The 23,485-nt window shown below is 31.3% G+C and carries 21 protein-coding genes; 9 read left to right on the top strand and 12 right to left on the bottom strand.

Going from position 1 to position 23,485, the window contains the following annotated elements; all coding sequences use genetic code 11:
- Positions 1 to 6: 6 nt before the first annotated feature.
- The 11 genes from JOP69_RS16185 to mraZ all read right to left on the bottom strand — a co-directional run bounded on the left by JOP69_RS16185 (position 7) and on the right by mraZ (position 12,150).
- Positions 7 to 732 carry a cell division protein FtsQ/DivIB gene (locus JOP69_RS16185; protein WP_203391938.1) on the bottom strand — a complete coding sequence of 242 codons (726 nt, stop codon included), beginning with the start codon at positions 730 to 732 and terminating at the stop codon, positions 7 to 9.
- On the bottom strand, positions 722 to 2,074 hold the full coding sequence (murC, locus tag JOP69_RS16180) for a UDP-N-acetylmuramate--L-alanine ligase (RefSeq protein WP_203391937.1): 1,353 nt from the start codon (positions 2,072 to 2,074) through the stop codon (positions 722 to 724). The genes JOP69_RS16185 and murC overlap by 11 nt, the downstream gene beginning before the upstream one ends.
- Positions 2,071 to 3,165 (bottom strand): undecaprenyldiphospho-muramoylpentapeptide beta-N-acetylglucosaminyltransferase, encoded by a 1,095-nt coding sequence (gene murG / locus JOP69_RS16175; RefSeq protein ID WP_203391936.1) that lies wholly within the window; start codon positions 3,163 to 3,165, stop codon positions 2,071 to 2,073. The genes murC and murG overlap by 4 nt, the downstream gene beginning before the upstream one ends.
- On the bottom strand, positions 3,149 to 4,333 hold the full coding sequence (locus JOP69_RS16170) for an FtsW/RodA/SpoVE family cell cycle protein (protein ID WP_203391935.1): 1,185 nt from the start codon (positions 4,331 to 4,333) through the stop codon (positions 3,149 to 3,151). The genes murG and JOP69_RS16170 overlap by 17 nt, the downstream gene beginning before the upstream one ends.
- An 82-nt stretch (positions 4,334 to 4,415) precedes the next feature.
- On the bottom strand, positions 4,416 to 5,750 hold the full coding sequence (murD, locus tag JOP69_RS16165; protein ID WP_203391934.1) for a UDP-N-acetylmuramoyl-L-alanine--D-glutamate ligase: 1,335 nt from the start codon (positions 5,748 to 5,750) through the stop codon (positions 4,416 to 4,418).
- Positions 5,751 to 6,977 (bottom strand): phospho-N-acetylmuramoyl-pentapeptide-transferase, encoded by a 1,227-nt coding sequence (mraY, locus tag JOP69_RS16160; protein ID WP_203391933.1) that lies wholly within the window; start codon positions 6,975 to 6,977, stop codon positions 5,751 to 5,753.
- A gap of 2 nt (positions 6,978 to 6,979) precedes the next feature.
- The gene (locus JOP69_RS16155; protein ID WP_203392100.1) at positions 6,980 to 8,446 is read right to left on the bottom strand and encodes a UDP-N-acetylmuramoyl-L-alanyl-D-glutamate--2,6-diaminopimelate ligase; all 1,467 of its coding nucleotides are present in this window, start codon (positions 8,444 to 8,446) and stop codon (positions 6,980 to 6,982) included.
- Between the two features lies 1 nt (position 8,447).
- Positions 8,448 to 10,409: a penicillin-binding protein gene (locus tag JOP69_RS16150; protein ID WP_203392099.1), complete on the bottom strand. Its 1,962-nt coding sequence runs from the start codon at positions 10,407 to 10,409 to the stop codon at positions 8,448 to 8,450.
- 59 nt (positions 10,410 to 10,468) lie between these two features.
- The gene (locus JOP69_RS16145) at positions 10,469 to 10,795 is read right to left on the bottom strand and encodes an FtsL-like putative cell division protein (protein ID WP_203391932.1); all 327 of its coding nucleotides are present in this window, start codon (positions 10,793 to 10,795) and stop codon (positions 10,469 to 10,471) included.
- Position 10,796: 1 nt separating this feature from the next.
- Positions 10,797 to 11,696 (bottom strand): 16S rRNA (cytosine(1402)-N(4))-methyltransferase RsmH, encoded by a 900-nt coding sequence (rsmH, locus tag JOP69_RS16140; protein ID WP_203391931.1) that lies wholly within the window; start codon positions 11,694 to 11,696, stop codon positions 10,797 to 10,799.
- A complete protein-coding gene (gene mraZ / locus JOP69_RS16135; protein ID WP_203391930.1) occupies positions 11,683 to 12,150 on the bottom strand; it encodes a division/cell wall cluster transcriptional repressor MraZ in 468 nt (155 codons plus the stop codon). Before mraZ ends, rsmH begins: the two co-directional genes overlap by 14 nt.
- Before the next feature lie 203 nt (positions 12,151 to 12,353).
- On the opposite strand from mraZ, the gene JOP69_RS16130 reads away from it, so the two are divergent.
- The 3 genes from JOP69_RS16130 to JOP69_RS16120 are packed head-to-tail and all read left to right on the top strand — an operon-like array spanning position 12,354 to position 14,470.
- Positions 12,354 to 13,118, top strand: a complete 765-nt coding sequence (locus tag JOP69_RS16130) for an alpha/beta fold hydrolase (RefSeq protein WP_203391929.1) — start codon at positions 12,354 to 12,356, stop codon at positions 13,116 to 13,118.
- A gap of 47 nt (positions 13,119 to 13,165) precedes the next feature.
- Positions 13,166 to 13,777 carry a ribosome biogenesis GTP-binding protein YihA/YsxC gene (yihA, locus tag JOP69_RS16125; RefSeq protein ID WP_203391928.1) on the top strand — a complete coding sequence of 204 codons (612 nt, stop codon included), beginning with the start codon at positions 13,166 to 13,168 and terminating at the stop codon, positions 13,775 to 13,777.
- 6 nt (positions 13,778 to 13,783) lie between these two features.
- The gene (locus JOP69_RS16120; RefSeq protein ID WP_203391927.1) at positions 13,784 to 14,470 is read left to right on the top strand and encodes an RluA family pseudouridine synthase; all 687 of its coding nucleotides are present in this window, start codon (positions 13,784 to 13,786) and stop codon (positions 14,468 to 14,470) included.
- 220 nt (positions 14,471 to 14,690) lie between these two features.
- Here the strand turns inward: JOP69_RS16120 and JOP69_RS16115 are convergent, their stop codons facing one another.
- Positions 14,691 to 17,075: a penicillin acylase family protein gene (locus JOP69_RS16115; RefSeq protein ID WP_203391926.1), complete on the bottom strand. Its 2,385-nt coding sequence runs from the start codon at positions 17,073 to 17,075 to the stop codon at positions 14,691 to 14,693.
- Between the two features lie 98 nt (positions 17,076 to 17,173).
- On the opposite strand from JOP69_RS16115, the gene JOP69_RS16110 reads away from it, so the two are divergent.
- The 6 genes from JOP69_RS16110 (at position 17,174) to JOP69_RS16085 (ending at position 23,152) form a co-directional block, all read left to right on the top strand.
- The gene (locus JOP69_RS16110; protein ID WP_203391925.1) at positions 17,174 to 18,322 is read left to right on the top strand and encodes a DegT/DnrJ/EryC1/StrS aminotransferase family protein; all 1,149 of its coding nucleotides are present in this window, start codon (positions 17,174 to 17,176) and stop codon (positions 18,320 to 18,322) included.
- A gap of 107 nt (positions 18,323 to 18,429) precedes the next feature.
- Positions 18,430 to 19,443 carry a UDP-glucose 4-epimerase GalE gene (galE, locus tag JOP69_RS16105; RefSeq protein WP_203391924.1) on the top strand — a complete coding sequence of 338 codons (1,014 nt, stop codon included), beginning with the start codon at positions 18,430 to 18,432 and terminating at the stop codon, positions 19,441 to 19,443.
- A 292-nt stretch (positions 19,444 to 19,735) separates the two neighbouring features.
- Positions 19,736 to 20,710, top strand: coding sequence for a TIGR01212 family radical SAM protein (locus JOP69_RS16100; RefSeq protein ID WP_203391923.1), 975 nt, complete (start codon positions 19,736 to 19,738; stop codon positions 20,708 to 20,710).
- Between the two features lie 482 nt (positions 20,711 to 21,192).
- On the top strand, positions 21,193 to 21,603 hold the full coding sequence (locus JOP69_RS16095; RefSeq protein WP_284041503.1) for an Rrf2 family transcriptional regulator: 411 nt from the start codon (positions 21,193 to 21,195) through the stop codon (positions 21,601 to 21,603).
- Positions 21,604 to 21,643: 40 nt separating this feature from the next.
- Positions 21,644 to 22,498 (top strand): alpha/beta fold hydrolase, encoded by an 855-nt coding sequence (locus JOP69_RS16090; RefSeq protein ID WP_203391921.1) that lies wholly within the window; start codon positions 21,644 to 21,646, stop codon positions 22,496 to 22,498.
- A 21-nt stretch (positions 22,499 to 22,519) separates the two neighbouring features.
- Positions 22,520 to 23,152 (top strand): NAD(P)-dependent oxidoreductase, encoded by a 633-nt coding sequence (locus JOP69_RS16085; RefSeq protein WP_203391920.1) that lies wholly within the window; start codon positions 22,520 to 22,522, stop codon positions 23,150 to 23,152.
- The last annotated feature ends 333 nt before the right edge of the window (positions 23,153 to 23,485 follow it).

Here is a 23,485-nt window from a genome sequence, read left to right as displayed (position 1 = left end):
TTTGATTTATTTTGCGCACACAACTTGGTTGTGATATTTTAAATTAATCGTTTTATACTCTTCAATCGTTTTATCTACAAATGCTTTGTTATAAAACGCTTTTAACTTCTTAAATTTTACATCCATTTCAGTTAAACTTCCAAAATCGATTTTATAATTTCCACTTCTCACGGAAAATTGATACTCTCCGTTGGTTAATTTTTCAATTCCTACTACCTCTTTTTGCAAAAAATCATCTTCCAAAATAACTGTTATTAAAGGCAATATTTCTTTAATTTCTTCATCTTTATCTACACCTGATACTAACAGAACTCTTGCAGTATAATTAGGAGACAAAGGTATTTTTAATCCTTCTTTATCAATATAATAAGAATCTTTTTTATTTATAATTCTTGCAACAGGTGTTCGCTGTTTTATGATTGTTTTTAAGGTACCCGAAATGGTCAAAAATACGGCAGCATTTTCAACATATGGGTTTTCTGAAACTGTTTTTTCCAAACTGTATAAATTTATCACAGATTTTGCTTGGTTTTTCACAGTCGAGTCATTTTGTATTAACAATTTATCAACCATAGAATGTGTCAAAAAATGATTGTCTCCAGCCTCAAATTCTACAATAATATCCTTCACTTTTTTATTTGAATTTCTTTTTACAGAAAAACTATAAAAAAACCCTAAACTCCCTATCAACAAAAGGAATGCTATGTATTTTAAAAACTTCTTAAAGATCATATTTAACTGTTTTTAAAAGTTGTTCTGCTACCTCATTAATCATAACTCCAACATCACCAGCACCTAACATTGTTACCACTTTTGCCGATGAATTTTTAATATCTTTTACTAAATTATTTTTTTTAGTTAATTTTTTATTCTTACACGTAATCTTATTTAACAACCATTCAGAATTTACTCCAGCAATTGGTTCTTCTCTTGCAGGATAAATATCTAACAACAAAACTTCATCAAATTTGGATAAAGCCAAGGCAAAATCATCAATAAAATCTTTGGTTCTAGAAAATAAATGAGGCTGAAAAACAACCAACACTTTTTCCTTCGGATACATTTCCCTTACAGAACTTTCTACTGCATTTATTGCTGTTGGATGATGCGCATAATCATCAATCAACACAAAATCGTTCGTTTTAATTTTATATGAAAACCTACGTTTTACTCCCTTAAAAGTTGATAAACGTGCTTTTATATCCGTCAATGAAATGCCATAAACATCTGCCATAGCTAAGGCAGCTAATGCATTCATAACATTATGCTGTCCTGGTAAATGAAATTCAATATTTTTTATTTCTGATGTTGGTGTTTTTACATCAAAAATATATTGTCCGCTTTCTATTTTTAAATTAAAGGCAGTATAATCTGCGTCTTCGTTAATTGCATACGTTAACCCTTTTAAAGGCAAGCCTTTTGCAACAATTAAAGTATCTTTAACTTTGTTTGTAAACGCTACAAACGATTCATTTAAAGCTTCCGCATCTCCATAGATATCTAAATGATCTGCATCCATAGAAGTTACACAGGCAATATTTGGACTCAATTTCAAGAAAGATCTATCAAACTCGTCCGCCTCTACAACACTCACTTTATCATCGCCTAAAATTAGGTTCGAATCATAATTTTCTGCAATTCCTCCTAAAAAAGAAGTTGCATTTACAGTTGCCATAATATGACCTAAAATAGCAGAAGTTGTTGTTTTACCATGCGTTCCTGCAACCGCTAAACAAAAAGTTGTTTCCGTTATTTTACCTAAAATATCTGATCTTTTTAAAACCGTATAATCATTCTCTAAAAAATAATTTAATTCCGCATGATTCTTAGAAATTGCAGGGGTATACACCACCAACGTTTTTTTAGTATCCAAAAATGAAATAGGAATATTTTTAACCGCATCTTCAAAATGAATTTGAACACCCAAACTTTCAAGATCTAAAGTGATTTGAGATGGAGTTTTATCATAACCAGCCACTTTTTTTCCATTCGCCGCAAAGTAACGAGCAATTGCGCTCATTCCTATGCCACCAATTCCGACAAAATAGACGTTATGTATATTGTTTAAATTCACTTTTGTAATAATTTTTCTACTTCATTAACGATATCTGTGGTTGCTCCTGGCAACGCTAACTCCTTTATATTTTCTGATAAATGCTCTTGTTTTCCTTTATCTTTTATTAAAGTTTCAAAAACAATTGGAAATGACTCCAACTCAGTTTCTTTTAATAAAATTGCAGCATGTTTATCTGCAATTGACCTTGCATTTTTTGTTTGATGATCTTCTGATACGTTTGGCGACGGAATAAAAATAACCGGCTTACCAACAATGCACAATTCGGAAACCGAACTTGCACCTGCTCTAGAAATAATAATATCTGAAGCCGCATACGCATAGTCCATTCTATTTACAAATTGATGTACTTGGATATTTTCTATCTCATTGTATTTTTCATATTCATCAAAATATAATTTTCCACACTGCCAAATAACCTGAACTCCCTGTTTTTTAAAAAATTCTAAATTGGTTTCTACCAATTGATTAATTTTACGTGCTCCTAAACTACCTCCTAAAACTAAAATAGTTTTCTTCTCTTTATCTAACTTAAAAAAGTCTTTTCCTTGTTCCCTTTTCGAATGAATAGACAACAAATCTTGACGAACAGGATTTCCTGTTTTCACAATTTTATCAGCAGGAAAAAAACGTTCTAAATTATCATAAGCAACACAAATTTTGTGTGCTTTTTTACTTAATAATTTATTAGTAATACCTGGATAAGAATTCTGCTCTTGTATTAAAGTAGGAATCCCTTTTCTATTTGCCATTATTAAAGTTGGACCGCTTGCAAAACCACCAGTACCAATTGCTACATCTGGTTTAAATTTTCTAATTATTTTAGAGGCATTCCACAAACTACTTACCAACTTAAACGGAAATGAAAGGTTGGCTACTGTTAACTTTCTTTGTATTCCAGAAATCCACAATCCTTTAATTTCATAACCTGCTTGCGGAACTTTTTCCATTTCCATTTTATCCTTTGCACCTACAAATAAAAATTTTGCATTCGGATAACGCAACTTTAATTCGTTTGCAATTGCAATTGCAGGATAGATGTGCCCTCCGGTTCCGCCTCCAGAAATTAATATGTTAATCGATTGTTTCATGAAGTATGTCTAAAGGGTTATCATCTAAAATATCTTCTTCTGTTTCTTCTTTGGATGCGCTTACACTTAAAATCATTCCTAAAGCAAAACAAGTCATCCAAATAGAAGTACCACCACTACTAATAAGTGGTAAAGTTTGCCCTGTTACAGGGAATAAATTAGTAGCAACTGCCATATTAATGGATGCCTGAAAAATAATAGGAAGCCCAACTCCCAACACCAACAAAGCTCCGAAAATTGTGCTTGTTTTTCTAATGACTACAAAAATTCTGAACAACAGAATAAAATATATAGACACTATTAAAAAACCACCAACTAAACCATATTCTTCCACAATTATTGCATAAATAAAATCTGATGTAGATTGTGGTAAAAAGTTTTTTTGAACGCTTTTACCAGGGCCAACACCAAATGTTTCTCCCATAGCAATTGCTATTTTTGCTTTTTCTACTTGATACGCTTCTTTGCCTTCATCATCAGAAAAACTCTCTATTCTATTCTCCCAAGTTTGTACTCTATTCGGCATTAAATCTGGAAATGCTTTTGCTGCTAAAATAAAAATTAACAGCAACCCAATTCCTACACCTAATATAAATCCTAAGTATTTTAACGGGTACCCTCCAATAAAAGTAACGATTAAAATCATGACAAATATAATTGCCGTTGTAGAGAAGTTTGCTGGTAAAATTAGTACTAAAACAAGTGCCACTGGCAACCATAATTGCCATAAACTTTCTTTAAAACTTATTGCCTTATCTTTATTTCTTGATAAATATCTAGCTACATACACCATTAAAACCAAACCTGCCAAAGTAGATGTTTGAAAACCAATTCCGCCAATTCTAATCCACCTACTTGCGTTTGCTCCTCCAATTGTTGTTCCTTGAGACAACGTATAAATCAACAAAAAGATAATTACCGGAAGCATTATAACAGAACCACCAGAAAAATACCTGTACGGCACTTTATGAACTCCATAAATAATGGCAAACCCCATAATTAACAACACAATATGCTTAAATAGATACCCTAAAGAAGAACCATAACCAACCACATACACCAAGTTTGTGCTTGCGCTATAAACTGGCATAAATGAGAATATTGCCAAAATAGCAACAATTGCCCAAATGGTTTTATCTCCTTTTATGTATTGAAAAATGGTTTTCATTAGTTAGATACTTAGATTTCTAGGATTTTAATTAAACATTTTTTAATTGTTAAACGCATAAACAATTACACGTTTAAACCACTTACAAATTTCTTACTGCCTTCTTAAATTGGCGACCTCTATCTTCATAGTTATCAAACAAATCGAAACTAGCACATGCTGGCGATAATAAAACAGCCTCTCCTCTTTCGGCTAATTTATGAGATACTTTTACCGCCTCTTCTGCTCCCGCAGTTTCCACAATAATATCTACTACATTGCCAAATGTGTTTTTTATTTTTTCATTATCTAAACCTAAACAAACAATCGCTTTTACTTTTTCTCTTACCAGAGGCAACAAATCATTATAATCGTTCCCTTTATCTACACCACCAACAATCCAAATAGTGGTTTTATCCATGCATTCTAATGCATAATAAGTTGCGTTTACATTAGTTGCCTTAGAATCGTTTATATATTCTACATCCCTAATTTTAGCTACATTCTCTAAACGATGTTCTGCTCCTTCAAAATCTTCTAAACTCTCTAATATAACTTGCTTTCTTGCTTTTAACAATTGAGCCGCCATTGTAGCTGCCATAGCATTTTTAGTATTGTGTTTTCCTTTTATTGATAAAGTTGATAACGGCATGTTAATTTTGTCTTTATTTATGTTGATAATAATATTGTTGTTTTTCAAATACGCTCCATACTCTAACTCTTTTTCAAGTGAAAACGGAACCAATTTTGCACTTGTTTTATTCTCTTTTAACCAATTATTGATGACTTCATCATCTGCATCATAAATTAAATAATCGGTTGCTGTCTGATTCTTTGTGATTCTAAATTTCGAATCTATATATTTATTAAAATCATATTCATATCTGTCTAAATGATCTGGCGTAATATTGGTTAAAATTGCAATATGACTATTAAAATTCTCAATACCATCTAACTGAAAACTACTTAACTCTAACACATAATTTTCATAAGATTGCTCCGCAACTTGTTGCGCAAAACTATCTCCAATATTACCTGCAACACCTACATTTAACCCTGCATTTTTTAAAATATGATGCAGCAATAGTGTAGTGGTTGTTTTTCCATTTGACCCCGTAATCCCTACAATCGTTGCATCTGTATATTGAGCTGCAAATTCAATTTCTGAAATAACAGGAATTGCGTTTTCTTTCAATTTTAGAATTAAAGCAACAGTCTCTGGAATACCAGGACTTTTAACCACTACATCCGCATTTAAAATTTTGCTTTCTGTATGTTGATTTTCTTCAAAATCGATCTCGTTATTTAAAAGAACTTCTTTATACTTTTTTGATATTTCATTTTTATCAGAAACAAAGACTTCGAATCCCTTTTGTTTTCCTAAAAGCGCTGCACCAACACCACTTTCTCCTCCTCCAAGAATACAAAGCCTTTTCATTTATCTTAATTTTAAAGTAACAATTGTAAATACTGCTAACAAAATTCCAACAATCCAAAATCGGACTACAATTTTACTTTCGTGATAATTTAATTTTTGATAATGATGATGCAATGGCGACATTTTAAAAATTCTTCTTCCTTCTCCAAACTTCTTTTTAGTGTACTTAAACCAAGACACCTGCATAATTACAGACAGATTCTCTACTACAAATACTCCGGCTAAAATGGGTAACAATAATTCTTTACGAATTGAAATTGCAATCACCGCTATAATTCCACCAATAGTTAAACTACCTGTATCTCCCATAAAAACTTGAGCCGGAAACGTGTTATACCAAAGAAAACCAATTAAAGCCCCTGCAAATGCCAATATAAAAACTGTCATTTCTCCAGAATTTGGTATGTACATTACATCTAAATAATCTGCAAAAACAATATTACCAGATACCCAAGCAAACGCCGCTAACGTTACCACAATAATTGCAGACGAACCTGCCGCTAAACCATCAATTCCGTCTGTTAAATTTGCTCCGTTTGAAATTCCTGTTACAATAAATACGGTAATAAATATAAAAACTATCCAACCATATTTTTCATACCCATCACCCAAAAAACTTAAAGCTTTTGAGTATTCTAATTCGTTATCCTTTAAAAAAGGAACTGTGGTTTTTGTAGACTTATGTGCTTCTCCAAAAACAACTTTTCGCCCTTCTTTATTTACTATTTGTTGCTCTTTTGGCAGTTGCTCTTTAATTGTAACTCCATCATTAAAATAAAGCATAGAACCTACAATAACACCTAAACCAACCTGTCCCAAGACTTTAAATTTACCACTTAACCCGTCTTTGTCTTTTTTAAATACTTTTATATAGTCATCTAAAAAGCCTATTAATCCCATCCAAACAGTAGTTATGATCAAGATAACTACATAAATATTCTCTAATTTCGCTAATAATAAAACAGGAATTAAGGTTGCTAAAATGATAATAACTCCACCCATTGTAGGTGTTCCTGCTTTTTGTTTTTGACCATCTAAACCTAAATCCCTTACGGTTTCTCCAACTTGTTGATTTCTTAAAAAATCAATAATTCTTTTACCATAAATTGTAGAAATCAATAATGATAAAATAAAAGCTGCTGCGGCCCTAAATGTGATGAACTGAAACAATCCTGCACCAGGAAAATGTGTTTCACTTTCTAAATATTGAAATAAATAATACAGCATTCTTAATTCTTTTTTAATTGATTAAAACAGTTATTAACTTCTTCTAAATCATCAAAATGAGTTCTTACTCCATTTATTTCTTGATAATTTTCATGTCCCTTTCCTGCTATTAATATAATATCTCCACTTTCAGAAAATTTACAAGCAGTTTTTATAGCCTGTCTTCTATCTAAAATTGACAATGTTTTTTTGTAATTCTCAGAAGAAACACCTACTTCCATTTCGTCTAAAATAGTTTGCGCATTTTCTGTTCTCGGATTGTCTGACGTAAAAATAGCTTGACTACTTAACTGAGAAGCAATATGTGCCATTTTTGGTCTTTTTGTTTTATCTCTATCTCCACCACAACCAACAACTGTAATCAGTTTTTCATGACCAGTTCTAATATCATTAATAGTTTCTAGTACATTTTTTAAAGCATCTGGTGTATGTGCATAATCTACAATTGCAGTAACCCCATCTTCTGAAATAACATACTCAAAACGACCACTCACATTTTCTAACTGACTTATAATTGTTAAGATTTCTATTTTTTCTAAACCTAATAATTCTGCAGTAGCAAAAATTGCCAGCAAATTAGAAGCATTAAACTGACCGATTAACTTGGTCCAAACCTCTGTATCATTTATTTTTAAAAGCGTACCAGAAAATTGCTTTTCTAAAATCTTAGCTCTATAATCTGCTAATGTCTTTAAAGCATAAGTTACCTTTTTCGCTTTCGTATTTTGCAAGATAAAATCACCATTCTTATCATCGATATTTGTAAGTGCAAAAGCAGATTTAGGCAATGAATCGAAAAATGATTTCTTTACATCTCTATACTCTGCAAATGTTTTATGATAATCTAAATGATCGTGAGATAGATTGGTGAAAATTCCACCAGCAAACGTTAATCCTTCTGTTCTTTTTTGATGAATTCCATGAGAACTCACTTCCATAAAACAATAATCTACACCTGCATCCACCATTTTATCTAAATAACTATTAATCGTTACAGAATCTGGCGTTGTATGCGTCGCTTTAAACACAACCTCATCTACCAAAATTTTTACTGTTGATAAAAGCCCAACTTTGTAACCCGCCTTTTTAAATAATTGATATAAAAGTGATGCTATGGTTGTTTTTCCATTAGTTCCTGTAACACCAATTAATGGTATTTTTTTTGATGGATTGTCATAAAAGTTAGAAGCCATAATTGCCAAAGCAACATTAGCATCAGCAACTTGAATGTATGAAATTCCAACTTTTTTATCCGCAGGAAAATCTTCACAAACAATAGCTGTAGCACCTAATTCAATTGCTTTCTCAATATATAAATGACCGTCTACAGAAACTCCTTTTTGAGCAACAAAAACAGCATTCTTTTCAATCTTTCTAGAATCGAAAACAACTGCACTTACATCAATATCTGTAACCCCAAATACTTGATGAATAGCAACCTTATATAATATGTCTTTTAATTTTTTCAGCTTACGAAAGTTTTAAAATAATTGTTCTTCCTTTAATTAACTTTTCTCCTCTTCTTAGTGATTGAGACTTCACTTTTCCTACTCCAGAAAATTGCACTTTTAATCCGATATTCTCTAATAAAGCCAAGGCATCCATCCCAGACATTCCTCTAACATCAGGCACTTCTTGATACTCCTTATTTATTTTTTTATCGAATTTTAAATATTCTTTTTCTATAGCACCAAACTCTACTTTATCATCTACAGACTGATTATCTATAGGAGTTGTAGTATAAATTTTCTGAGCAATTTCTTTAAAAACAGGACCTGCAACCGTTGCTCCATAATATCCTTTTTTCTTCAATGGATCATGAATAACCACAATGCAAGAATACTTTGGATTATCTGCAGGAAAAAAACCTGCAAAAGAAGCCACATAGTGTTTATTAGAATAAAAACCACCTTCCCATTCTCCTTTACTATTTTTAGTTCTTGGAATATACTTTTTAGCTGTCCCTGTTTTTCCCGCCATAGAAAAATTAGGAGAATACATACTCTTAGCAGTTCCTTTAACTACTACATTCTCCATCATCTTACGCAACTTCTTTAAAGTTTCATCAGAAGCTATTTTTGGGTTTACAATTTCGGTTTCAAAAACTTTTTCACTTTTACCTTCAGCTCTTAATTCTTTTACAAATCTTGGCTTTACCATTACCCCATTATTTGCAACCGCATTATAAAACATTAATGTTTGCATTGGTGTAATCGAAATTCCATATCCCCAAGCCATCCATTCTAATGAAATCTTACTCCAACTTTTATCTTTAGGATTAGGAATATAAGGTTTACCCTCTCCTTTTATTTGAAAACCAATAGGCTTCGTAAAACCATATTCTTTAATTTTATCATAATATCTCTGAGGATTTTTATCGTAATATTTTTTAATAATTTTAACCACCCCAACATTAGAAGAAACCTCTAAAACCCTTGCAGCAGAAATTTTACCATAACCACCTCGATGAGAATCTTCTACTTTTTTCCCATGCACATAAATCCTTCCTTTTTCCGTATCTACTACCGTTGATGTATCTATAACTTTATCATCTAAAGCAACCATTAAACTTGCTAACTTAAAAGTAGAACCCGGCTCATGACTTTCCCAAACCGCATAATTTCTTTTTTCGTAATATGTTCCCTTAGATGTTCTTCCTAAATTAGAAATCGCTTTAATCTCGCCAGTTGCAGTTTCCATAACCACCGCACAACCATGCTCTGCTTCAAAATATTCTAATTTATCTAATAAAGCATGATGCGTAACATCTTGAATATTAACATCTATAGTTGTTATAATATCATGCCCATCTATAGGCTCTTTTTCATTTACATCATTTATAGGCTTCCATTGATTTTTAGCTATTTTCTGCTTCCATCTTAACCCATTTTCACCTTCCATATAATCAGCAAAAGCTCCTTCAATACCCGCCTCACCTCTAAAATCATCATAACCAATGGTACGTTCGGCAATTTTACCAATAGGATGCGCTCTTACCGTTTTATGCTCTGCAATAAACCCACCACCGTATACACCTTTATTAAAAATTGGAAATTCTTTAATTTTTAAATAATCTGTATATCCTACATTCCTAGCAATTAACAAATATCTATTATGTCTCTTTTTTGCGGTTCTTAATTTATTTTGATAATAATAAGGAGTTTTCCCAAACATACCCGAAAGCGCCTTAGAAAGACCTACAATATTTTTCTCAAAAAGTTTACCATCAACAGCAACCACATCCATTCTAATTGTAAATTTAGACATAGAGGTTGCTAACAAATTTCCATCAGCCGCATAAACATTCCCTTTATTAGCATAAACAGTATCTTGTCTAATAGCTAATTCCGTAAAAAGCTTTCTATATTTTTCTCCTTCTGAATGCTGAATTGTAAATACACGAAATACAATAGCCAACAAAAAAAGCGTCATAAAAGCAGCTACTAAGTAGAATTTTGTAAGTATGCCTTTTTTTTGAGTTGCCAATTTTATTAGTCTTTAATAGTTACTTTTATTTTTTTTGGAGGGGATTTTAAAGGCTCTAAACCTTTTACTTTTACTCTTTCTCTAATACTCGACTCCATTTTCATTCTCATTAAAATAGTACCAGTATCTACATATTCTGCTCTTAATTCTCTTTTCTTTTTATTCAACTTTGATATCTGAATTACCTTTCTCTCTGCTCTATGCGCACTTGTTATCATAACTAATAACAACACAACTACAAAAATGATGATTCGCCAATTTTTAAATGCAGAATCGTCTGTAAGGAAACTTCCTCTCAGAAAATCATAGACGTTTTTTTTTGCTTTAGACATACTACTTCTTTAAAGTTGCTATCCTTAACTTAGCGCTACGAGCTCTATTATTTAACTTAATTTCTTGAGGAGTAGGTATTATTAACTTCCCTACTTTTTGCATCGGCTCATTACTTCTACCAAAAACATCTTTCTCTAATTCCCCTTGAAACAAACCAGTTCTAATAAACCTTTTTACCAATCTATCTTCTAAAGAATGATATGAGATTACACTTAACCTTCCATCCTCTTTTAACAAATTAGGCATCTGCTCTAGAAATTCTTTTAAAACATCTAACTCTTCATTTACCTCTATTCTAATTGCTTGAAAAATCTGTGCAATTATTTTATGTTCTTTTGCTTTTGGCAAATACTTTTGCAATACTTTTCTTAACTGAAAACTGGTATCAATTCTTTCTTCTTGTCTTTTTTCGACAATTGTTTTTGCTATATTTCTAGAATTTCTTAATTCTCCATACAAAAACAATATTTCTGCCAATTTCTCTTCAGAATACGTGTTCACAATTTCTTTTGCTGATGTTTTAGATTTCTGATTCATTCTCATGTCTAAATCACCATCAAAACGTGTAGAGAAACCTCTTTCTGCCTCATCAAACTGATGAGAAGAAACTCCTAAATCTGCCAAAACACCATCTACCTTTCTTACGCCATGAAATCTCAAAAATCTAGAAATGAATCTAAAATTCTCAGGTATTAAAACAAAGCGCTCATCATCAATAATATTATCTAACGCATCTGGATCTTGATCAAAACCAAACAACTTACCATTAGCACCCAATCTTTTCAAGATCTCTCTTGAATGACCACCGCCACCAAACGTAACATCTACATAGACACCGTCTTCCTTAATAGCAAGCGCATCTATACTCTCATGTAATAAAACTGGATTATGATAATTCATCTAATTCTGTATTTCCCATTACTTCCTCTGCCAAATCTGCAAAATCATCTGCTGCATCATCAATAGCTTTCTCATATTTGTCCTTATCCCAAATTTCAATAATATTCACTGAAGAAGACATAACAACTTGTTTTTTAATACCCGCAAACTCAAATAAATCTTTCGGAATTAAAATTCTTCCAGACGCATCTAATTCTACCATTTTTACTCCCGCTGTAAATCTTCTAATAAAATCATTATTCTTTTTATTAAACCTGTTAAGTTTGTTGATTTTTTCCATCATCAAGTTCCACTCTTTCATCGGATACAACTCTAAACAAGGTTGAAAAACAGCTCTCTTTACCACAAAACCATCTTGCAACACAGAAGCCAGTTGCTTTTTGAAGGCTGATGAAAACATCAATCTCCCCTTAGCATCTGATTTACACTCATATGTACCGATTAGGTTTATCACTCTTAAAACGTATTAATTGGAGTCAAAAATATGACAATTTTACCACTTTTTACCACTTTTTACCACATTGTTAATAAATAACGCTTTTGTTAACAATTCATTGCGACTAAAATCTATTTTAATTTAAAAATAGTCACTTACGAAAACGATATCTATTTCACAAAAAAGAATTACATTTGTGGTTAAGAAATTAGAGCATTTTAATGACAGATAAGTTAACAGAGGAAGGGAAATTTAAATATGTAGAAGCAGGAGAAGGACCTGCAATCATTATTTTACATGGATTAATGGGAGCATTGAGTAATTTTGACTCAACATTCGATCATTTCTCTAGTAATGGCTACAAAGTTTTAATCCCAGAATTACCTTTATATTCTTTACCTCTTCTAAAAACCAATGTTAAAAACTTAGCAAAGTTCTTAAAAGAGTTTTTAGAACATAAAAAGATAAATCACGCTATTCTTCTTGGGAATTCCTTAGGAGGACATATAGCATTGTATTTCACAAAACAGTATCCAGAAAAAGTAACAGCACTTGTACTTACAGGTAGTTCTGGTATGTATGAAAAAGCGATGGGAGATAGTTTTCCTAAAAGAGGAAACTATGAATACATAGAGCAAAAAGCTAGAGAAGTTTTTTACGATCCTGCAATTGCGACTAAAGAATTAGTTGATGATGTTTACAGCACTGTAAATGATAGAATGAAAGCTTTAAAAACATTATCTATTGCCAAAAGTGCTATTAGACACAACATGGCAAAAGATTTACCCAACATGAAACATCCTACATGTTTAATTTGGGGAAAACAAGATGGTGTTACACCTCCTGAGGCTGCAGAAGATTTTCATAGATTATTATCAAATTCAGATTTATTTTGGATTGACAAATGTGGTCATGCAGCAATGATGGAAAAACCAGAAGAATTTAACAAAATTCTTCATGCTTGGCTTACTTCTAGAAAATTATAATTCTCGTAGAGAACTATAATAAAAATTAAAGAACCTTATACTATATCATGAAAATTAGATCTGCAGATTTTGTAATGAGTAACAGTAATGTTACCAAGGCTCCACAAGAAAGAATGCCAGAATATGCATTTATTGGACGTTCTAATGTTGGTAAATCTTCATTAATTAATATGTTAATGGAACGCAAAGATTTAGCCAAAATTTCTGGTAAACCTGGTAAAACACAACTTATCAATCATTTTAAAATAAATGATGAGTGGTTTTTAGTAGATTTACCTGGTTATGGTTACGCTAAAGTTTCTAAGAAGAAAAGAACCATTTTTCAGTTTTTTATAGAAAACTACTTTAAAGAAAGAGAGCAGCTAGTTTGTACTTTTGTTTTAATTGATTCTAGACACGATCCTCAAAAAATTGATTTAGAGTTCATGAAGTTTTTAGGTGAAAACCAAATTCCGTTTTGTATTGCTTTTACCAAAGCAGACAAATTAGGTAGTTCTAAATTGAACAAACAAATTACTTCTTATAAAAAGAAATTATTAAACACTTGGGAAACACTTCCGATGTCATTTATTACCTCTTCTTCTACAGGATTAGGTAGAGATGAATTTTTAAATTTTATTGATAGTGTTAATGAAGACGTTGCCAAAGATTTTAAATAATCAATAATGCATTCTACTAAAGAAAATTTACAAATTTTATTTGAAGACAATCATATTATCATTGTAAATAAACGCGCAGGCGATATTACACAAGGTGATAAAACGGGTGATAAACCTTTAAGTGATGTTGTAAAAGAATACATTAAAGATAAATACAATAAACCCGGAAACGTATATTTAGGTGTTGTACACCGATTAGACAGACCTACTTCTGGTATTATTATTTTTGCTAAAACATCTAAATCTTTAGAACGTTTAAATAAGATGCTTCGCGATAAAACGATTCACAAAACGTATTGGGCTGTTGTAAAAAATCATCCGAAGAAAGAAAAAGACACCTTAATTAATTATTTAAGAAAGAATCCAAAAAACAATAAATCTACCGCGTATCCGAAAGAAATTGATGGAAGTAAAAAAGCAATTCTTCATTATGCTGTTATCAAAAAACTAGACAATTATTCTTTAATAGAGATTGATTTAGAAACAGGAAGACATCATCAAATTAGATCGCAACTATCTAACATTGGTAGCCCTATAAAAGGAGATTTAAAATATGGTTTTGACAGAAGTAATAAAGATGGAAGTATTCATTTACATGCCCGCAGAATTCAATTTATACATCCTGTAACTAAAGACGAAATCAACATTACTGCACCAACGCCAAAAGAAGTTATTTGGAACGCTTGTTTGTAGTTTATCTCTTTTAAAACTACTCCAATAGTTATTTAGACGCTAGTAGAAATCTCATAACAGTAACAACAAACACCTATTTTACTTTATGTGATTTCTCCCAAAAGGTCAAAATAACAAAACCCCGTATCTTCTTATCATTATTAAAAAGACACGACGAAATAATACCACTACAGAAGCTACAATTAACAGATTGCTTCGTGCCTCGCAATGACGATCTATTTTACTCCATTGGCTTAAAAACTAAAATATTTTTACTCTGTTCAATTTCAGCCTGATTCAGTTTCATCTTTACAAACTTCCCTTCTAAATATCTTTTAGTTTGATTTTTATAATACTTGCTAAACACATTTCCAGATTGCCCTGTTGGTACAATTGCTATACTATTTTCTACATCAGAAAAATCGATAACCCTTCTTGTTGACGGTCCTGCTGTAACCTTATAATACCCTGTACTATCTAATTTAAAAATTTGATTATTAATAACCTCGTTTCCACCAATAGTTTCATATGGACCAAGATTAAACAGTTTACGTAACAAACCACCTGCTTTTCCTATTGCATGTTCATATTCTACAGAAATAACTCTATTCCAGGTCCAATCATCTACATTTGCTCCTAACTGATTTTGTAAAAAAGAAAAAGCACTTTTAAAAGATGCTTGAACAATATCCCTTCTGGTTTCAATTTTATCTTTCGTATCAATATTATCCCACCAAACAGAATTCTTTCTATTTATTTGATTCGGTAATACTTTATCTTGCAAGTTAGAATTGATAAACAAATTAAAACTAGCACCCAACTCGTCTTTATAAGTTGCTTTTAAAAATTCATATAAAAAACGATTGTAAATGGTTGGCCCAACGGCTGTTTTTAAATAGTTTCCATCCCAATTTTCAAGTTCAGAAAACGCTTTTCTTTCTGATGCTAACAACTCCGATTTATCCACATTTTTTAACAAATTACGAATAATATTTGGCACTGTAGATGATTTTACATCGTACGTCATATTTGCAACCTCTTCTTTTGTAAAATCATCTTTCTGCTCTAATAATTCTACAATTCTTTTTGCTCTATCTTCAGGTAAATAATAACCAGGATATATTTTACCTTTTACAGAATCTACTTGGTTATTGGCAGAATACACGTAATTCCAACTCGGGTTTATTGCTTGTGGATTTTCATCAAAAGGCAAAAACTCTAAAATTTCATCTTCTCCAGAAGCACCATTTAAATACGTTTTGGTAGACAAACCGTCTCTTAACTCATACAATTTAGCCGAAGAAAAACAAGCTACATTATCTTTGGCGTCTCCATACATTACATTTAAACCGGGTGCATGAATTCTAGCTACAGAATTTCTAAAATCCTTTAAAGAATTTGCATGAGAAATTCCGTAAGAAACATCTAACATTTCGTTTGGTAATTGCGTGTAAATCCAATTCATTGCAATAGGTCTTTTATCCTTAATATGCTCTATTAAACCATTCATTATCGGTCCATGTTTACTAACCTTTACCTGAAAAGAAGTATCTTTTTCATTTTTTACATGAATCGTTTTGTCTCTTAGCTCATACTTCTGATACCCATTTTCTGTTTTATATTCTAAAGAATTCTCCGGGTTCTCTTCTTCAACATAAAAATTTACATCATCATTTTCAAACATTGTTAAACCGTACGCATATTCATGATTATGACCTAATAAAGGAAATGGCATCAATGCAATATTAAATCCATAAATTTCAAAATCGGGTGTTTTAATATGATTTTGATACCAAACAGAAGGTTGCGAATATGCAATATGCGGATCATTTTCGAAAATTACTTTTCCATTCTTTGTTTTTTCCGGAGCAAGTACCCAAGAATTACTTCCTATAAAAGGAGAAATCGGTAATTCATCCATAATAGAAGCAACTGTTTTAGAAAATGTTGCCTCTATTTTATCTGGTAAACTGGTTTTTATTATTGTTAAATAATCAGGATTCTTACTTAACAACTCATTTAAATAAGAAGCGCCTAATTTCTCTTTAACTTCTGTTAATAAAGGATCTGTTTTATGAGCAGCCGCAAAACTAAAAGACATATAACCGAATACATTATAAATATCTTTGAGGGTATATTTTTCTTTTTTCACACCTACTAACGTAAATTCTAAAGGTGTTTTTCCTTCTTCAATAAATTGATTTACTCCGTTTAGATATGCCTGCGTTAAAATATAAGATTCAGCTGTTTTATCTAAACCTGCAATCGTTTTATTTGCAGCTTCTTCAATTCCTAATCCTCCAAAAAACTGATCGACTCTCACCAAATCTTTTCCAAAAATCTCAGACAACCTTCCTGCAGCAATTCTACGCATCAATTCCATTTGCCATAATCTATCTTGCGCATGCACATACCCCAAAGCTACATAAGCATCTTTTTGATTTTGAGCATTTATATGAGGTACCCCAACATCATCAAAATACACCGTTACTTTATTAGAAATATTTTTCAATTCTAGCTCACCAGAATAATTTGGGTGATACGTTTTAGAGTACAACCAAACAAAAACAACCACCAACACCACAAGAATTAACAGAATTTTTAAAAAACGTCTTAAAAACTTCATAAAATTGATTTTTTTCAAAGATAACAGAATTATTATTTACGGATAACTACAAAGAAAATGAAAGTAAGTTCGTATTTTTGATGAGCAAAATTTTTTATATGAAAAAAATTCAAATGGTAGACCTACAAGGTCAATATCAACAAATAAAAGAAACTGTAAACTCTTCTATAGAACAGGTTTTAAATACCTCTGCGTATATAAACGGCCCATTAGTTCATGAGTTTCAAGCAGATTTAGAAAAATATTTAAATGTAAAGCATGTAATACCTTGTGCTAACGGAACCGACGCTTTGCAAATAGCAATGATGGGACTAGGTTTAGAGCAAGGTGATGAAGTAATTACTGCAGATTTTACGTTTGCTGCAACCGTAGAGGTAATAGCATTGTTAAAATTGACTCCTGTTTTAGTGGATGTAGATGCAAAAACCTACAACATAGACATAGAAGCTTTAAAAAGAGCAATTACTCCTAAAACCAAAGCCATTGTACCTGTTCACTTATTCGGACAAGTAGCAAATATGGATGCTGTTTTGGAAATAGCAAAAGAGCATAATCTTTTTGTAATTGAAGACAATGCGCAAGCAATTGGTGCAGATTACACGTTTAAAGACGGCACAAAAAAGAAAGCAGGAACGATTGGAAATGTAGGTACAACTTCTTTTTTCCCTTCTAAAAACTTAGGATGTTATGGAGATGGTGGTGCCATTTTTACAAATGATGACGAACTTGCTCATACCATTCGCGGAATTGTAAATCACGGAATGTACACCCGTTATTACCATGACGTAGTGGGCGTAAATTCTCGTTTAGATTCTATTCAAGCTGGTGTTTTAAAAGCAAAATTACCTTTATTAGACACCTATTGCGAAGCTAGAAGAAATGCTGCTCGTTTTTACAACAAAGCTTTATCTGTATCTAAACATATTATTACACCAACAACGTCTGCTTGTGGTGAAATTTGTGATACTTGTGATTGCCACGTTTTTCATCAATATACGTTACAAATTACCAACGGAAAAAGAGATGATTTACACAAGCACTTATTAGAAAAAGGAATTCCGAATGCAATCTATTATCCTGTAGCATTACACTCTCAAAAAGCATACACAGACACTCGTTACAACGAAAGTGATTTCCCTGTAACTAATGAGTTGATAAAAACGGTAATTTCTTTACCAATGCATACAGAATTAGACAAAGAACAATTAGAGTTTATTACAAAAACTATTTTAGATTTTGTAAATTAAAAAGTAATTGCCACGTCATTGCGAGGAGGAGTGACGTAGCAATCTCAAAAATAACCAAACAGATTACTTCGTCATACTTCCTCTTAATGACGTATAAATAAAACATAATGAAAAGAATATTAGTTACAGGAGGATTAGGATTTATTGGTTCTCACACCGTTGTAGAATTACAAAACGAAGGTTTTGAAGTAGTAATTATCGATGATTTATCTAACACATCTATCGGTGTTTTAGACAACATTACATCTATTACAGGTATTAAACCAGATTTTCATCAAATTGATTTAAGAATTAAAAGTGATGTAAAAAACTTTTTCGATAACAATAAAGTAGATGGAATGATCCATTTCGCTGCTTTTAAAGCGGTTGGAGAAAGCATGCACAAACCTTTAGATTACTACGAAAACAACTTAGGTTCTTTAGTGTATTTATTACAAGAAATGAGAGATAGAAAATTAGATAACTTTATCTTTTCTTCTTCTTGTACCGTTTACGGACAAGCAGATGAGTTACCTATTACAGAAAATGCACCTGTAAAAGCAGCTGAATCTACTTACGGAAACACCAAACAAATTGGCGAAGAAATTTTAAGAGATGCTAGTAAAGCACATGGTTTAAATATTATTGCTTTAAGATATTTTAACCCAATTGGAGCGCATCCATCAATTAAAATTGGAGAATTGCCTTTAGGAGTTCCTCAAAACTTAATTCCATATATTACACAAACCGCTGCAGGTATGCGTGATGAATTATCTGTTTTTGGTGATGATTATGATACTGTAGATGGTACTGCGGTTCGTGATTATATACATGTTGTAGATTTAGCAAAAGCACACATTGCCGCTTTACAACGTTTAATTAAAAAGAATAATAAAAAAGCATTTGAATACTTTAATGTAGGTACAGGAAAAGGAAGTTCTGTATTAGAAGTAATTAAAGCTTTTGAAAAAGCTTCTGGAAAATCTTTAAATTATAAAATTGTTCCTAGAAGAGAAGGTGATATTACTGCTGCTTATGCAGATACTACTATTGCCAATAAAGAATTGAACTGGAAAACAGAAAAAACTTTAGAAGAAGCATTGGCCTCTTCTTGGAAATGGCAACTAGCTCAAAATAAATAATATTAAAAACTCCAATCTTTACCGATTGGAGTTTTTTTTTGCTCTAGAGCGATTCTGTTACTAAACAACAAGTTGTTAAATTTAACTATGTCAGTTCGAGATCAAAAAAAAATTACGAGTAGAAAAGATAACATGCAGTTTTGTTTTTTTAGACTCCAATTAACTCACTAAAAAAAATCATGTACAAAACATTTCAATGGTAGTGAGTTTTAATAAAAATTGTTTCGAGAACTAATATGAAAGCAAAAATATTCTACAAATTAATTTCTATAATTTATCAATCCTACTTTTCATGAAAATCACAGGGAAACGCTATTTAGATTACTCCTCCTTTATAAAACTTAACTTCGGAGAAAGAGTGCAAAAAATATCTTTAGATATTGGCTTTTCTTGTCCTAATAGAGATGGTTCTAAAGGATACGGAGGTTGCACCTATTGCAACAACAATACCTTTAACCCAGATTATTGCGAACCTAACAAAAGTGTTAAACAACAATTACAAGAAGGCATTTCTCGTTTTTCTAGCAAATACAAAACGCAGCAATATTTAGCTTATTTTCAAGCGTACACAAATACCTACTCAGATTTTGAATCTCTAAAAAAAATGTACGAGGAAGCTTTAAGCGTTCCCAATGTAATTGGATTGGTTATTGGCACCAGACCCGATTGTATTTCTGATGAAGTGATCGATTACTTATCCTTTTTATCAAAAACACATTTTATTTCCCTAGAATTCGGAGTGGAAAGCACTTTAAACAATACTTTAAAGAAAGTAAACAGGTGTCATTCTTATGATGATAGTATTGCTACTTTTAATAAATGTAAAAACAAAGGTTTTCATTTAGGTGCTCATTTAATTATCGGCTTACCAGGAGAAACCAAAGAGGATTTATTAAACCATGCCATTGAAATTTCTAAGTTACCGATAGACACTTTAAAATTACACCATTTGCAGATTGTAAAGAAATCTATCATGGCCTCTCAATACAAACGAAATCCAGAAGATTTTAATCTTTTTACACCTGAGAGTTACATTGCGTTTATAACTCAATTTGTTGCCTTACTTAGGCCAGATATTGTGATAGAACGTTTTATCAGTCAGGCACCAATAGATTTGCTAATTGCACCAAAATGGAACGGACTTAAAAACTTTGAAATGGTTGCTAAAATTGATAAACAAATGGAGTTAGAGAATACTTGGCAAGGGAAAGATTATAATCCTTATCCGAAAAAATTGAATAAAGAAAACACGCTAATTACAGCTTAAAGACAACAAAAAAAAGCTAATTTGGTTTGATTCTAAATTTAGAAAAAACTAACTTCGTTAACTTCTGATATAAAACATTGAAACGATTTGATATCATTAGAGTTAACGAAACCAAAAAATTAGTCTAAAAAAACGAACTTGAGAAAGTTCGTTTTTTATTTATAAATAATTCATAAAAATCTATTCTGCTAAAGCAGCTCTAACATCAACAGCATTTCTATAAATTAAACTTTTGCAACACTTTACTAAATCTAACTTCAATAAATTCGATTGCCTCATTTACAAATCTTATTAACTTATTAATGACATCAAAAATAGAACGGACTTAAAAACTTTAAAAAGATTGCTAAAATGGACAAACATATTGAAACAATTTTACATTATTAGAGTTGTATGTCTTTTCAAAAATTTAAACATCAAAACCATTTTTATTAAAATATTTTATTACATTTGTACTGTAATAAAAAAAAATACAGTATATTTTGATAAAGACAAGATTTTCAATCGCCTTACATATTATGACTTTACTTGCAATGTATAAAGAAGATTGGTTAACATCTACTTTAATAGCTGAGAGCTTAAATATAAATCCGGTATTGGTTAGAAAAGAACTTGCAACACTTAAGGAAGGTGGTTTAATTCAAAGTAAAGAAGGAAAACATGGTGGAATTAACATTCTAAAAGATGCTAACAAAATATATTTATCTGAGATTTTTAATCTTATAAAAGGTGATGATAACGTATTATCACTACTTAAAAATACACCCAACCCTAATTGTAAGGTTGGTAAACAAATAAATACCAGATTAGAATCTTTATTAAATACAATAGATACTGCTATAAGTGAAGAGCTAAAGAAACAAACACTTGAAGAATTTAAAAATCAATTTTGATTTTTTTTAACCATAACTGTAACAAAAATAATTACATTAAATGAATAACAAGAATAAAACAATTAAAATAAATGGTCTAGAGATATTTTATAGAGAAGAAGGCCAGCAAAACAAAGAGACCATACTCCTACTCCACGGCTTTCCATCTTCCTCATACATGTTTAAAGGGTTAATGGAAGAGCTCTCAGAAGATTATCATCTTATTGCTCCAGATTACCCCGGGTTTGGATTAAGCGAGGCGCCAACAACATCTGAGTTTGAATATACTTTTGATAATGTATCCGCAATAATAGAAGAATTTATAGCCACTCTAAAGCTTGATCCTTTTTATTTATTGGTTCAAGATTATGGTGGACCCATCGGATTTAGAATTGCCTCAAAAAAACCAGAATTAATCAAAGGTTTAATAATTCAAAATGCAAATGCCTATATGGAAGGCTTAGGAGAATGGGCTAAAAAAATTGGACAATTTCAAAAAAATAATGATTTAGAAGGCCTTAATAATTTTAAAGGTTATTTAATGTCTCTTGAAGGTCTTAAGGAACAGCATCTTGGAGGATCATCAACACCAGAAAACATTGACCCTTCTTACTATTTAATGGATAACGCTTTTTTAAATAGAACTGGAGCAAAAGAAATACAAACAGCCATGTTTTATAATTATGGCACCAACTTTTCAAAATACTCAGAATGGCAAGATTACTTTAAAACTCATCAGCCTAATACTTTAATTGTATGGGGAGAAAACGATCCGTTTTTTAATAAATCGGGAGGTGATGCTTATGGTAAGGATATTAAAAATATTCAATCTTATTTTTTTAATGGTGGCCATTTCTTATTAGACGAATATGCCGTTGAAGTAGCAGAAAAAATACAAAAATTTATAAAAAATTAAGTACAATTAAATATCATAAAAATGAAAGTAACAATTATTGGAGCTGGTGGAAACATCGGACAAAGAATTACAAAAGAAGCAGCAACAAGAAATCATGAATTACAACTAGTTACCTCAAAAGACAGTCGTTTTTTTGGATTAAATAATGTTAGCATAGAAAAAGCTGACATTTTTGATGTAAACACTCTAGCAGAAATTTTTAAGAGTAGTGACGTTGTTATAAGTGCTTATGCGCCACCGCTAGAAAATACAGACTTAATTATTGATGCTTCTAAGGCACTAGTAGCAGCTGCAAAAAAGGCCAACGTTAGATTAATAGCTGTAGGAGGAGCCGGTAGTTTAAAAGTAAGTGAAGATTTGCTATTAGTAGATACCCCAGAATTTCCAGCAGCTTATAAAGCTGTTGCAGTTTCTCACCAAAAAGCATTGGAAAACATATATCTTAAAGAATCTGTATTAAACTGGACAAACGTTTCACCATCTGCTTATATTTTTGAAGGAGAAAGAACTAATAAATTTAGAGTTGCAGGTGATTACTTGCTCGCTAATGATAAAGGTGAAAGCTCTATTTCTATGGAAGATTTTGCTGTAGGAATTATGAACGAAGTTGAAAAACCTGCTTATAGTAAAAAACGTTTTACAATTGGGTATTAGTATAAAACGACATACAACGATGTCTAAAAATAATAGCGACTTTGGTTCTTAATCAAAGTCGCTATTTTTATGTACACTAAATGAAAAATAAGAAGGTTTGTATTTCATTTTTATTTAACAATACAAGAAAATCAACATCAATAAATTTAAGTATTTTTAAAAGCTTAAAATCAACCCAAATGAAAAAAATACTACTTGTAATTATAGCAACAACTTAAAAACGAGATCTAAATATCATAGAACTTAACGTGATTTATAGTAGAAAAGAGTATGTTTTTTTTCAGCGAAGAGGCCTTAATAACAACGATACGATCCTATAAGATACTTGCTTGT

This window comes from Polaribacter sp. Q13, from assembly GCF_016858305.2.
Classification (GTDB): domain Bacteria; phylum Bacteroidota; class Bacteroidia; order Flavobacteriales; family Flavobacteriaceae; genus Polaribacter.
The sequence above is the reverse complement of the archived record's forward strand: the minus strand, read 5'-3'. Positions and strand labels throughout refer to the sequence as shown.